8 protein-coding genes are annotated in these 13,051 nt (G+C 77.7%); 5 read left to right on the top strand and 3 right to left on the bottom strand.

Features of this window, described 5'->3' with window-relative positions; genetic code table 11:
• Positions 1-467: 467 nt before the first annotated feature.
• Both HCK00_RS03455 and lanKC read right to left on the bottom strand, forming a co-directional pair.
• On the bottom strand, positions 468-599 hold the full coding sequence (locus HCK00_RS03455; RefSeq protein WP_168100230.1) for a SapB/AmfS family lanthipeptide: 132 nt from the start codon (positions 597-599) through the stop codon (positions 468-470).
• A 12-nt stretch (positions 600-611) separates the two neighbouring features.
• On the bottom strand, positions 612-3,362 hold the full coding sequence (gene lanKC, locus HCK00_RS03450) for a class III lanthionine synthetase LanKC (protein ID WP_168100229.1): 2,751 nt from the start codon (positions 3,360-3,362) through the stop codon (positions 612-614).
• Between the two features lie 590 nt (positions 3,363-3,952).
• On the opposite strand from lanKC, the gene HCK00_RS03445 reads away from it, so the two are divergent.
• From HCK00_RS03445 to HCK00_RS03425, 5 genes are all read left to right on the top strand, one after another.
• Positions 3,953-5,275, top strand: a complete 1,323-nt coding sequence (locus HCK00_RS03445) for an SCO2321 family membrane protein (RefSeq protein WP_168100228.1) — start codon at positions 3,953-3,955, stop codon at positions 5,273-5,275.
• A gap of 269 nt (positions 5,276-5,544) precedes the next feature.
• The gene (locus HCK00_RS28110; RefSeq protein WP_168100391.1) at positions 5,545-6,252 is read left to right on the top strand and encodes an SCO2322 family protein; all 708 of its coding nucleotides are present in this window, start codon (positions 5,545-5,547) and stop codon (positions 6,250-6,252) included.
• 368 nt (positions 6,253-6,620) lie between these two features.
• Positions 6,621-7,952: a CbiQ family ECF transporter T component gene (locus tag HCK00_RS03435; protein ID WP_168100390.1), complete on the top strand. Its 1,332-nt coding sequence runs from the start codon at positions 6,621-6,623 to the stop codon at positions 7,950-7,952.
• Entirely contained in the window at positions 7,949-9,628 is a 1,680-nt protein-coding gene (locus HCK00_RS03430) for an ABC transporter ATP-binding protein (RefSeq protein ID WP_168100227.1), read from the top strand. The genes HCK00_RS03435 and HCK00_RS03430 overlap by 4 nt, the downstream gene beginning before the upstream one ends.
• A complete protein-coding gene (locus HCK00_RS03425) occupies positions 9,625-10,467 on the top strand; it encodes an ECF transporter S component (RefSeq protein WP_168100226.1) in 843 nt (280 codons plus the stop codon). The genes HCK00_RS03430 and HCK00_RS03425 overlap by 4 nt, the downstream gene beginning before the upstream one ends.
• 107 nt (positions 10,468-10,574) lie before the next feature.
• On the opposite strand, the gene HCK00_RS03420 is transcribed toward HCK00_RS03425, so the two are convergent.
• Entirely contained in the window at positions 10,575-12,917 is a 2,343-nt protein-coding gene (locus HCK00_RS03420; protein ID WP_375781904.1) for a bifunctional glycosyltransferase 87/phosphatase PAP2 family protein, read from the bottom strand.
• Positions 12,918-13,051: the final 134 nt, after the last annotated feature.

Below are 13,051 nucleotides of genomic sequence, written 5' to 3'. Positions count from 1 at the left end.
AGCCCGGAGCAGACCCGGTGGCCGGGGTGGACCCGGTGGCCGGGGTGGACCCGGTGGCCGGGGTGGAGCCGGTCCCGGTGTCCCGGGCCGAGCCGGCGCGGGCGGTGGCCGGAGCCGGGCCGGGCCGAATGGGGTCGGGGTCGGGAACGGGGGCGGGAGCGCCCGTCGTGTCCGGGGCGGCGGGCGCCGGGGGCCGGCCGGTGTGGGGGGTGGGGGTTCCGATGGTGCGGGAAGCGGTGGAACGGTGACCGGAGGAGGGGCCGGTGGAGGCGGGCCGATCGGTCATGCCTGCGAGTCCTCCCCTCCTCGGCGGTCCGGCGCCTGACGGGCCGCCGGCGGCCCGGCGCCCGGGGGCGCGGGTGGGGCCGCCGGGTCTCGTCCGGCACCGCGGTGCCGCGTACCCTGAGCGGGGCGGTCCCGGGCGGATTGGCGCCGCCCGGGACCGCCTGTCACAACCGGCCCTGAGGTCAGTTGCAGGTGGTGACGCTCAGCGAGCTGTCACCGCAGAGCAGCAGCGACGCGCGGGAGCCGGTGGTGCCCAGCTCGCCGGTGTTCTCGTCGGCCGGGGTCTCCATGGTCTGCAGGTCGAGAAGCGACATGGTGATGTCCTTTCACTCGTTGTCCGTGGGGACGGGATTTTCCTGGGTACGGCCTCCGGCGGAGACCGGCTCATGGGGCCGCCGCGGCAGCGGCGGCAGGAAGGGCAGGTGCACGGAGCGGTCGTGCAGCGCGGTGCCCAGGGCGAGCAGGCACCCGGCGGTGCCCGTGGCGAGGTCCATGGAGAGGCGCATCATCTGCTCCCCGGGGAAGGCGAGTTCCCCGCGGAGGTTCATGGCGCCCCAGGTGAGCGAGGAGATCTGGCGGCGCAGCGCGGCCCCGTCCGTGCCGGGGCCGCCGGCGGTGGTGCGGGCCAGGTACAGGACCATGCCGGCCGCGCCGCGGAAGAGCCCGGGCTGGGCGTAGAACTTCGCCTGCGCGGCCTGGACGATCTCCCGGCGGGAGCGGTCGAACTCCTCGTCGTGCCGGTGGGCGAGGTAGTCGTCGAGGACCATGCCGATGCCGACGCTGCCGGCGCCCAGGTAGGGCATGGTGCGCCTGCCCTCGTCGACCTGGAGCGCGCCGCCGGCTCCCCGGACGCAGCGGGCGAGGTCGGCGCGGAGCGCGCCGGCGGCCAGGTCCAGCAGCGCCGTGTCGCGGGTGCGTTCGTGGAGGCGGAGGAAGAGCAGGGCGCGGCCGGCGCCGCCGTGGAGGAGGCCGGCGCGGGGGACGCCGCCGCCGGTGCGGCCGGTTCCGCCGCCGGTCGCGGCGGGCGTCCCGCCGTCCCGGGCGGACCGCTCGGCGATCAGCCGGGCGGCGCGCAGCGCGGCGTCACCGAGGTCCGTCTCGCCGGTGGTGGCGGCGAGCGCGTCCAGGGCGAGGGCGATGCCCGCGAGCCCGCTGTGCAGGTCGGGCGCCATGCCCGTCCAGTCCTCGGCCGTGATCAGGCGGGCGAGTTCCAGGGCGCGTTCGCGGTGGCCGAGGCGGTCCAGGGTCCAGGCCACGCCGGCGAGCCCGTCGTAGAAGCCGAGCGGGGTGCCGGGGGCGGGCCGCTCGGTGCGGCGCAGCAGCCACTCCTCGGCCTCCGGGTGGTGGCCGCCGCCGGTCTGGGCCAGGGCGTCCAGCACCCCGGCCGAGCCGTAGCCGTAGGAGAGCCCGCCGCCGGTGCGGAACTGGGCGATGTCGCCCGGGAAGAAGCGGTCCTCGCGCTCCGGGGTGGCGGAGGCCAGGATGGCGCGGACCAGGGAGTCGCGGCTGCGCGGCCAGTCCCCCGGTTCGGCGGGGAGGTAGCGGGAGCCGGAGCCGGCCGGGGTGGTGGCGGTCGCGGCCGGTGCCGGGCCGTCCGGCCGCCGCGCGGTCCCGGCCGCCGGGTCGCGGAGGATCTCCGCCACGGCCTCACCGAGCCAGGCGCGGTCCACCGGGAACTCGCGGGCCGCGATCTCCGCGAGATGCGCGGCCTTGGCCCGGTCGACGGCGAACAGGCTGGTCAGCGGCAGGAAGAGGGCGATCCGCAGACAGGCCAGGGCGTAGCGGTCCACGTCGAACCCGCGGTGCCCGCGGGGGGCGACGAAGCCGGGGTTGGCGACGACCTGGCGGCGGCCCTCGTCGATGTGCGCGGCGGCCTCGAAGTCCAGCAGAGCGACGGAGGTCTCGTCCTCGGAGACCATCACGTTGAAGAGGTGCAGGTCGTTGAAGACCACGCCGCGGGCGTGCACCGCCTCGACGGCCTCGGTGACCATGGCGTGCATCCGCACCGCCCAGTCCGTGTACTCCGCGAGCCGCTCCGGGGAGGGATCGGCCTCGATCAGCGGGTGGCGGCGGGCGAAGAAGGTGTTGAGGGGGCGGCCCTCCAGGTGCTCCAGCACCAGGAAGTGGTGGTCGCCGAGGACGAAGGAGTCCCGTACCTCGGGGGTGTACACCAGGCCGGACAGCCGTTCCAGGGCGGCGCGTTCGCGCTCCAGCCGGGTGACGGCGTCGGCGCCGTCGGCGGCCAGCCCGGCGTGCGGGCGGGCCTCCTTCAGCACGACCTTCTCACCGGTGCGGGTGTCCGTCCCCGCGTAGACCCCGCCGCCGTTGGAGAAGTGCAGGGCCTTCTCGATGCGGTAGGGGAGGTCTGCGGTACTCGTGGCCCGGCGGGCGTCGAGGTGCGGCGCGAGGCAGGGCGGCGGGTCCACCCAGTCGGGCAGGTGGAAGGCGGGGTCGCGGCGGTCGGGGACCAGCCGGCCCTCGCCGTTCTCGACGGCGGGGCGGAGCACGCCCTGGTCGTCGTAGCAGTGGCGCTCGGTGAAGCTGCCGTAGCGGACGTACACGGGGCCGGCGCCCCAGCGCAGGTCGCTGAGGATGTAGGGGCCGGGCTCGCCGTCGAGCAGCTCGCCGAGGTCCGTGGCGAGGGTCTCGAACTCCCGCTCGTCGCGCGGGTAGACGGTGATGAACTTGCCGCTGGCGCCCCGGTCGGCGTACTTGGCGTTACGGGTGTGGAGCAGGTAGCGGCTCGGGATGAACTTGAACGCCACCCCGCGCTCCACGCAGTGGTCCCAGACCTTGGTGAGCACCTTCTCCGCATTGTCCAGGCAGGCGGAGACGTGGATCTTCCAGCCCTGGGCGGGCAGCCGGGTCTCCTTCGGCCGGAACGCCAGCCAGTCCCCGGCGCTGTGCCGCTGCCAGCCCTCGGGGGCCTCGCGGCCGGCGTGCTCGTACCGGCTCGCGGCGATGACGGCGGCGCCCTCCGGGGCTGAGCCGGCGTTCCCGTTCCCGGCGGCGAGGCGGTGCGGGGCGTCGTAGAACGTGCGATCGGCGTCACAGAAGACCGCGTAGCCCAGATCCATGGCGCTCCTCCCCCCTGCGTCCCGCGGACCGGATTCCGGTGCCGCTCTCGGCGACAGGTTCGAGATTGTCACCGGCGAGGGTGACGGAACAGTCACAGGTGTCATGAGCCGACTGTGCGGAACTCATGAGTAGGTTATGGCCGTTCGATGAACGTTCGACCGTCCCGCGGGGGTGGTGGGCGGACGGGGCGCGCGGCCGGGGCCGGCGGGCCGCCCGGATCGGGGCACGCCCCGGAGCGGTGGTTTCGGCACGGACACCCGTTCGAGGCCTCCCAGGGGTCCGGTTATGGTGTCCTTCGACAACTTCATCCGCGCCTGACAGGGGAAGACCGGTGGGAATCCGGCGCTGACCCGCAACCGTGAGGACCGCCGCGCGTGCGGCGGGACGAGCCGGAGCACCTGTCCGGGCGCGAACTGGCTCCCGCCCGCCGGCGGAGCGCCCGCCCGGGCGCCCGGCCGCGGGTGGCACCGTCGAGGTATGCGGAAGACGAGCCCGGTGTGCCCTCCGTGCGGGATCCGCGCGTCCGGGGTCGGCCGTGCCCGGCCGCCGCCCGGCCAGGAGAACCTCCCCACCGAAAGGCACCCGACCCATGGACGTACGCCGCGCCACCGCGGTCCTGGCCGCGACCGCCGTACTGGCCGGGCTCACCGCGCCGGCCGCCGCGGCCGCCCCGGCCGCCGCGCCCTCCCCGAAGCCGGCCGCCGCGCTGTACGGGGAGAAGGACCCCACCTACGACGGCGTGTGGCGGCAGTCCACAGCCCTGCTCGCCCAGCACACCGTGGGCGTCACCCCCGCCCCGGCCGCCGTGGACTGGCTGGCCGGGCAGCAGTGCGCGTCCGGCGCCTTCGCCGCGTACCGCGCGGACCCGGCCGCGGCCTGTGACGCGAAGACGCCGGTGGACAGCAACGCCACGGCGGTCGCCGTGCAGGCGCTGGCCGCGCTCGGCGGCCACCGCGCGGAGGTGCGGAAGGCCACCGGCTGGCTGACGTCCGTGCAGAACGAGGACGGCGGCTGGGGTTACCTCCCCGGCGGCCCGAGCGACACCAACTCCACCGCCGTCGTCGTGGGCGCCCTCGTCGCGGCGGGCGAACGGCCGGAGAAGACGCTCTCGGCGGAAAAGCGTTCGCCGTACGACGCCCTGGCCGGGCTCCAGGTGGGCTGTGACGCCCCGGCCGGCGAGCGCGGCGCGTACGCCTACCAGCCCGACGAGAAGGGGACGTTGCGGGCGAACGCCGACGCCACGGTGGCCGGCGTGCTGGCCGGGCACGGCTCGGGGTTCGCCGTCGCGCCGGAGGACGCTTCGGGGAACGCTTCAGGGGACGCTTCAGGGGACGCTTCAGGGAACGCTGCCTCCGCCGGGGGCGGTGCCGAGCCGCTGGACTGCTCCGGGGGGAACGCCACCGGCGACCGTGCCCCTGAGGAGGCCACCTCGGCCGCCACCGCCCACCTCATCCGCCTGCTGGCCGAGGACGGCCATCTCACCTCGGCCGCCCCCGGCGCCGACAAGCCCGTGCCGGACCACGCCAACACGGCCGAGGCCGTGCTCGCCCTGACGGCGGGGGGTCAGCGGAAGGCCGCGGAGGCCCCGCTGGCCTGGCTGGAGAAGAACTCCGCGGAGTGGGCGAAGGGCAACCCGGCCGGCCTGGGCATGCTCGTGCTGGCCACGCACGCCACGGGCGGCGACCCGCGGTCCTTCGGCGGCACCGACCTGGTGGCGGACCTCAACGCCACCGGCCCGGAGCCGGCGGCCACCGACGGGGCGGCGGGCGCGGAACCGGCCGGCGCCACCGCGCGGGAGGCCGGCGACGGGTCCGGCGGCGCCGAGCTCTGGTGGCTGCTGGGCGGCGGAGTGCTCGCGGGGCTGCTCGCCGGGGGCGCGCTGATGCTGTCCGGGCTGAGGAAGCGGTCGTGAACAGGGCTCCCGCGCACCGGGTTCCCGGGGGCGGGGCGTGCGCGGAGAGGGTCCGGGTCCCCGGCGTCCCGGTGCACGGGGTCCCGGCGCACGGGGTCCCGGCGCACGGCGTCCCGGCGCACGGCGTCCCCGCCGGCGGGGCCCGCGCCGGAGGAGCGCCCCGGCACGGCGTCCGGCCGCCGCGCGGGCGAACGCCCGGCGCGCGGCCCCCGGCCGCCCGGCGGCGCGCCGCCTTCCGTGGCCGGACCGCAGCACGCCCGGCGGCCGTTCTGCTCTGCGCCGCCCTCGTCTGGATCTGCGGGGCCTCCCCCGCGCAGGCCCAGGGGTACCGGTACTGGTCGTTCTGGCAGGGGCAACAGGAACAGCAGGGGCGGCAGGGGAACGGCGCCGGGTGGGCGTACGCCACCGAGGGGCCCGCGACGGCGCGCCCCGGCGACGGTGACGTCGCCGGTTTCCGCTTCTCCGTCAGCGCCGACAGCGGTGACGCCGCGCAGCCGCGCGCCGCGGCCGACTTCGACGCCGTCTGCGGCTCCGTCCCCGCCGCGGAGGGGCGCAAGCGGGTGGCGCTCGTCCTGGACTTCGGCACCGCCGCGGACGCGCCGGACGGCGAACGGCCGCCCCGGCCGCGTACGGAGTGCGCCACCGTGCCGCGGGACGCGACGGCCGGTGAGGCGCTGGCCGCCGTCGCCGAGCCGCTCCGCTACGACTCGGCCGCGCTGCTGTGCGCGATCGCGGGCTACCCGGAGCGGGGCTGCGGCGAGCAGGTGGCCGGTACGGGCGGCTCGGACGGCACGGGCGACGGCGAGGGAGACGGCGCCGGGGAGTCCGGGAAGGCGGACGGCGCCGGCGGCGGGGAGGAAGGGACCGGGGACGACGGGACCGGGGGCGGTCCGTCCGCCGGCCTGTTCGCGGGCCTCGCCGTGCTCGCCGCCCTCGCCGCGGGCGCCGTCGTGCAGACCCGCCGACGCCGCGGATGAACGCCGGCGAGTCCGGAACGCCCGGGGTGCCCGGCCCCGCGTCCGGTCCCGTGCCGGAGGACGTGACGGCGGCGGTACGGGGAACGGGAGCCGCCGGGGGTGCCTCCCGGGAAGGACCGGACCCGGGCGCCGCCGGGAACCGGCGGGGGACACCGCCGAGCCCGCTGCCGGAGCCACCGCCGGATCCGCGCCAGGAGACACCGCCGGATCCGCGCCCGGGCCGCCGCACGGACCGCGAACGGCACGGCCCCGGCGCGCGGCTACCGCGCCGGGGCGCCGATGGGGCCGCCGAGTCGGCCGGGGAAGAGGGCGAGGAACCGGCCCAGGAGCGGGAGGAGCGGGCCGGCCCGGAGTCCCGCCATGGGTGGCTGCGCCGCGCCGTCCGGGCCCCGCGCTCCTCGCGGAGCAACGCGCTGCACGCCGGGGCCTGGTGGCTGTGGGCGCTGGGGCTGGCGACCGCCGCGTCGCGGACCACCCATCCGGTGCTGCTCTGCCTGCTGGCCGCCGTCGCCGGTTACGTCGTCGCCGCCCGCCGCACCGATGCCCCCTGGGCCCGCGCCTACAGCGCCTTCCTCAAGCTCGGCCTGGCGGTCATCGCCATCCGGCTGGTGTTCTCCACCGTGCTGGGCTCGCCGATCCCCGGCAGCCACGTGCTGTTCACGCTGCCCGAGGTGCCGCTGCCGGAGTGGGCGCGCGGGGTGCGGATCGGTGGCCGGGTCACCGCCGAGGGCCTGGCCTTCGCCTTCTACGACGGGTTGCGGCTGGCCGTGCTGCTGGCCTGCCTGGGCGCGGCCAACGCGCTCGCCAACCCGGCCCGGCTGCTGAAGTCGCTGCCGGGCGCGCTCTACGAGGTGGGGGTCGCGGTGGTCGTGGCCATGACCTTCGCCCCGAATCTCGTCGCGGACGTGGTGCGGCTGCGCGCCGCACGCCGGCTGCGCGGCCGTCCGGACCGGGGCGTGAAGGCGATCCTCCAGATCGCGCTGCCCGTCCTGGAGGGGGCGCTGGAGCGGTCGGTGGCGCTGGCGGCGGCGATGGACGCGCGGGGTTACGGCCGCACCGCGCGGGTGCCGCGCGCCGTGCGGCACACCACCACGGCGCTGACGCTCGGCGGTCTCCTCGGCGTCTGCGCCGGCACCTACGGTCTGCTGGCCGCCGAGGGAGCCGGGTTCGGCCTGCCGGTGCTGGCGCTGGGGCTGACCGCCGCGCTCGGCGGGCTGTGGCTGGGCGGCCGGCGCTCGGTCCGCAGCCGCTACCGGCCGGACCGCTGGGGGCTGCGGTCCTGGCTGGTGGCGGGGTCGGGCACGGCGGTGGCCGCGCTGGTGATCTGGTCCGCCTCGGCCGACCCGGCCGCCCTGCACCCCTCGGTCTCCCCGCTGGTGGTGCCGGAGCTGCCCCTCTGGCCCGCAGCGGCGGTCCTGCTCGGCCTGGTCCCGGCCGTGGTGGCGCCCGCCTCGGCCGGGGCTCCGGCGCGGGACGGCCGGCGGAGCTCCGCCGCCGGCCCGCCTCCGCCCGAGGCGGAGCGGGCGGAGCCGGATCCCGCCGTCCCCCGCCCACCCCGCGCCGGAGGCCCCGCCGTCCCCCGCCCGTCCCGCGCCGGAGACCCGGCCGGCGCCCGTTCCGTCCGCCGGGCGGGGGCCGGGCGCACCGCACCCGCCGGCCGTCCCGCCGGCCCGCACCACCCACCGGAGGAGTCCCCGTGATCCGGTTCGACGACGTTTCCGTCCAGTTCGAGGGGGCGGCGGGCCCCGCCCTCCGCGATGTCCGCCTCACCGTGCCCGAGGGCGAGTTGTGCCTGCTCATCGGGGCGTCCGGGACGGGCAAGTCCACCCTGCTGTCCACCGTCTCCGGCCTGGTGCCGCACTTCACCGGCGGCACCCTGCGCGGCCGGGTCACCGTCGCCGGCCGCGACACCCGCACCCACAAACCGCGCGAGCTGGCCGATGTCGTCGGCACCGTGGGGCAGGACCCGCTCGCCCACTTCGTCACGGACACGGTCGAGGACGAACTGGCGTACGGCATGGAGTCCCTGGGGCTCTCGCCGGCCGTGATGCGCCGCCGGGTGGAGGAGACCCTCGACCTCCTCGGGCTGGCCGCGCTCCGCGACCGCCCCCTCGCCTCCCTCTCCGGCGGCCAGCGGCAGCGGGTGGCGATCGGGTCCGTGCTGACGCCGCACCCGGAGGTGCTCGTCCTGGACGAGCCGACCTCCGCACTGGACCCGGCCGCCGCCGAGGAGGTGCTCGCCGTCCTCCAGCGCCTGGTGCACGACCTGGGCACCACGGTCCTGATGGCCGAGCACCGGCTGGAACGGGTGGTGCACTACGCGGACCGGCTGATCCTGCTCCCCGGGCCGGGCGAGCCGCCGCTGGTGGGCACCCCGGCGGAGATCCTGGCCGTCTCCCCGGTGGCGCCGCCGGTCGTCGCCCTGGGGCGGCTCGCGGGCTGGTCCCCGCTGCCCCTGTCGGTGCGGGACGCACGCCGCCGGGCGGGGGCGCTGCGGGAGGCGGTGGCCGGCGCCGCCCCGGCCCCGGGGGCGTCCCCGTCCCCCGGGGCCGCCGCCGACGCGGGGGCCGCCGCCGCGTCCGGGGAGCCGCCGGCCGGGATCTTCCGGCTGTCCGTGCGGCGCGGCCGGGCCGAGGTGCTGCGCCGGATCGACCTGACCCTGCGGCCCGGCGCGGTGGTGGCCCTGATGGGACGTAACGGGGCGGGCAAGTCGACGCTGCTGAACACCCTCACCGGGCTGCACCGGCCGGCGAGCGGCACCGTGCTCGCCGGGGGCGCCGTACCGCACCGCACGCCGCCGCGGGAGCTGATCCGCGCGGTGGGGCTCGTCCCCCAGGAGCCGCGCGACCTGCTCTACGCGGACACGGTCGCGGCGGAGTGCGCGGCGGCGGACGGGGACGCGGACGCCGCTCCGGGCACCTGCCGGGCACTGGTCACCGCGCTGCTGCCGGACGTCCCCGACACCACCCACCCGCGCGACCTCTCCGAGGGACAGCGGCTGGCCCTGGCGCTGGCGGTGGTCCTGACGGCGCGCCCGCCGCTGGTCCTGCTGGACGAGCCGACCCGCGGCCTGGACTACGCCGCCAAGGCGCGGCTGGTGGAGATCCTGCGCGGGCTGGCCGCGGACGGGCACGCCATCCTGCTGGCCACGCACGACGTCGAACTGGTCGCGGAACTGGCGGAGCGGGTGGTGATTCTGGCGGAGGGCGAGATCGTCGCGGACGGCCCGGCCGCCGACGTGGTCACCGCCTCCCCCGCGTTCGCCCCGCAGGTGGCGAAGATCCTCGCCCCGCTCCCCTGGCTGACGGTCTCGGAGGTCGCGCGGGCGCTGGCGGCGGAGGGGCCGGGCGGCAGCGACGCGGGAGGCCTCCGATGAGCCCGGCGGCGCGCCGGGTGCGGGCCGTCCGGCTGGGGCCGCGTTCGGTGGTGGCGCTCGCCCTGGCCGGCGTGGTCGGGGTGATGGCCTTCGGCTGGCCGCTGCTGGCCGACCCGGCGTCGGGGCTGGCGCACTCCGGGGACGCGCCCTGGCTGTTCGCGGCGGTGCTGCCGCTGCTGGTGGCCGTCGTCGTGGCGACCGTCGCGGACACCGGCCTGGACGCCAAGGCCATCGCCATGCTGGGCGTCCTGGCGGCGGCCGGGGCGGCGCTGCGCCCGCTCGGCGCGGGCACGGCCGGTCTCGAACCGATGTTCTTCCTGATGGTGCTGAGCGGCCGGGTGCTGGGGCCGGGGTTCGGCTTCGTGCTGGGCGCGGTGACGATGTTCGCCTCGGCGCTGCTGACGGGCGGGGTGGGCCCCTGGATGCCGTTCCAGATGCTCTCGATGGGCTGGGTGACCATGGGCGCGGGGTTGCTGCCGGGCGCGGAACGGCTGCGGGGCCGCGGCGAGCGGTGGCTGCTGGCCGCCTACGGCGCGGTGGCGTCCGTGCTCTACGGGACGGTGATGAACCTCCAGGGCTGGCCGTACATCGGCGGCCTGGCGACCGGTATCTCCTTCGTCCCCGGCGACCCCGTCCACGAGAACCTGGTGCGCTTCGCCGCCTACTGCCTGGCCACCTCGCTGGGCTGGGACCTGCCACGGGCGGTGCTGACCGTCGTGCTCACCCTCACCCTCGGCTCCACCGTGCTGACCGCGCTGCGCCGGGCCACCCGCCGGGCCGCCTTCGAGGTCCCGGCGGTCTTCCAGGACGGCGGCGGTCCCGCGCCCGGGCGGCGCTGAGCGGACGCACCGGGGCGGGCCCGGAAGCCGGCGCCGGGGCGGGCCCGGAAGCCGCCCGGGCCCGGCCGCCACGGGGACACCCGGGCCCGCCGCACCACGGCGCGCGCTCAGTCCCGGCCGGCCGCGCCCTTCCGCCCGGCGCCCGCCACCGGCCCGCCGGCCGGCGCGGTCACCACCCCGGCCGGCGGCTCCGGCTCCCGCTCCGGTTCCGGCGCCTGGGCCTGGGCCGGCGCCTGGGCCGGGGCCTGTGCCGGGGCCGCCTCAGGTCGCGAGGCCGGCTCCTGCTCCGAGGCCGGTTCCGCCTGTGCCGGGACGCGGCCGGCGCCGTCCGCCCCCGGCACCCCCCGCGCTTCCGCCCCCGCCCCCGGCTCGTCCGCCCGGCCGTCCGCACCGTCCGGCCGCGCGCCACCCGCCCCTTCCGCCGGGTCCCGGCCCTCCCGGCCCTCCCGGTCCTCCCGGCCCTCCCGGGCCTTCCCGGCCGCCCCCGCCGCGCGGTCCTCCGCGACCGGCCCGAGGAGCAGCCACCGCAGCCCGAAGCCCGCGGCGACCACGACCACTCCCCCGGCCGCGTCCAGCAGGTAGTGGTTGGCGGTGCCGACGATCACGACCGCCGTGAGCACCGGGTAGAGCGCCCCCAGCAGCCTCGGCAGCAGCGCGGGCGTCAGCCGCCAGACCACCACCGCGCACCACAGCGCCCAGCCGAGGTGGAGCGAGGGCATCGCCGCGTACTGGTTGGAGATGCCGGTCAGCGCGCCGAAGTCGGGGTTGTCCAGGTCCTGCGGGCCGTGCGCGGTGTCGACGAACCCCAGACCCGGCATCAGCCGCGGCGGGGCCAGCGGGTACGCCCAGAAGCCGATCAGGCCGAGCAGGGTGGCCAGCGCCAGTGTCGTCCGCCCCCACCGGTAGCGCGCGGGGCGGCGCCAGTACATGTAGCCCAGCAGCGACAGCGGCACCAGGAAGTGGAAGGTGGAGTAGGCGACGTTCATGCTCTGCTCCAGCCAGCCGGTGCGCGCCACCAGGAGGTTGAAGGAGAGTTCGATGTCGATGCCGAGCGCCCGTTCGATCCCGAGGATCTGCCGGCCGTGGCCCTCCGCCAGTTCCCGGCCGCCCGGCGCCTCCGAGCGGACCCAGGAGTACGCCCAGTAGCCGACGCGGATCAGCAGCAGCTCCAGCACCAGGTTGGGCCGGAACAGCGGCCGGGGCCAGGAGCGCAGCAGCGGCACGCGGCCGGCGCCGGGGACGGGTGGCGCGCAGGCCCCGGGGACGGGCCGCCGCCACGCCGGGTCGGCCCGGCTCAGGAACGGCACCGCGCAGGCCGCCGCCAGCGCAGCGAGCAGCGGCGCGTTCTCCCCGATGACGCCCGCCCAGGCGACGTTCGGCAGCAGGGCGTCCCGGTGCAGCGTCATCACCAGGACGACGGCCACGGGCCAGACCAGCCGGTCGGCGCGGCGCCGCCCGACCCGGCCGGCGGCGGCGAGCAGGATCCACAGCTGCTGGTGCTGCCAGGCGGTGGGCGAGACCACGACCGCGGCGCAGCCGGCCACGGCGACGGCCGTCAGCCACTGCCCGTCGGCGGCGAGACGGGCCGCGCGGCGCAGCCCCACCACCACGACGGCCGCCGCCGCCAGCAGGAACAGGCCGATCTCCAGCGGGCCCTGGAGACCCAGCCGGAGCAGCAGCCCGTGCAGGGACTGGTTGGCCGGGGCGTCGGGGGACGCGCCCAGCCCGGCGCCCGCGGCATGGCGCAGCCAGTAGGTCCAGGAGTCCGCCGGGGAGGCCGCCCAGGCGAGCGCGGAGCAGACGGCGAAGGTCCCGGCGGTGGTCGCCGCGGCGCGCCGCCGGCCGGCCGCCCACAGCAGGGCGGCGAAGAGCAGCACGGTCGGCTGGAGCGCGGCGGCCACACCGGTCAGCAGCCCGGCGGCGCGCGGCGAGCGGCCGGGCAGGAAGGCGAGGAGCACCAGCAGCACGGGGAGGATGCTGGTCTGGCCGAGGGTGAAGGTGTTCCGCACCGGCACCGAGACCACCAGCAGCACGAGTACGGCCGGTGCCGCGAACAGCGTCGCGCGGCGGGAGAGCGGGCCGGGCAGCAGCCGGACCGTCACCAGGCCGAGCGCGACGACCAGCAGCAGCGTGGCGAAGGTCCAGCCCACCCCGAGGCTCTGCTCGGCGGCGCGGGTGAGCGGCCGGAGCGCGAGCCCGGCGAACGGGGTCCCGGTGAAGGCCGAGTCCCCCGGCCCGTACAGCGAACCGCCCATCCGCAGCACGCCGTTCTCCCCGAACCAGGTCTCCAGGTCGGTGAGCCGGCGCTGCGGCGGCAGCGCCAGTACGGCCGCCGTCTGCCGGGCCGCCAGCAGGGCCACCACCAGCCACAGCGCGGCGGCCGCCAGGACCGTCCGCGGCGCCGCCGGTTCCGTCCCCGTGCGCAGCGCGCCTCTCCCCGTGTCCGCCACCGTCCGCCGCTCCCCCTCCGCCCGCCCCGCGGGCGCCCGTTTCCTCACCGGTCATCCAGGTGTTCAGACGCAGGAACACCGGCGGTCACCTGACCGTCACCCACGCCCTGGCGAAGACTAGCCCCGATCTTGGG

Origin of the sequence: Streptomyces zingiberis, from assembly GCF_012034935.1 — a bacterium.
GTDB lineage: Bacteria > Actinomycetota > Actinomycetes > Streptomycetales > Streptomycetaceae > Streptomyces > Streptomyces zingiberis.
This window is presented reverse-complemented; position numbering and strand designations above follow the sequence as displayed.

What these genes read in the sequence shown, in the direction of transcription:
- lanKC (WP_168100229.1), bottom strand. Translation starts at nt 3,362, where the DNA reads ATGGATCTGGGCTACGCGGTCTTCTGTGACGCCGATCGCACGTTCTAC.
- HCK00_RS03445 (WP_168100228.1), top strand. Translation starts at nt 3,953, where the DNA reads ATGGACGTACGCCGCGCCACCGCGGTCCTGGCCGCGACCGCCGTACTG.
- HCK00_RS03425 (WP_168100226.1), top strand. Translation starts at nt 9,625, where the DNA reads ATGAGCCCGGCGGCGCGCCGGGTGCGGGCCGTCCGGCTGGGGCCGCGT.
- HCK00_RS03455 (WP_168100230.1), bottom strand. Translation starts at nt 599, where the DNA reads ATGTCGCTTCTCGACCTGCAGACCATGGAGACCCCGGCCGACGAGAAC.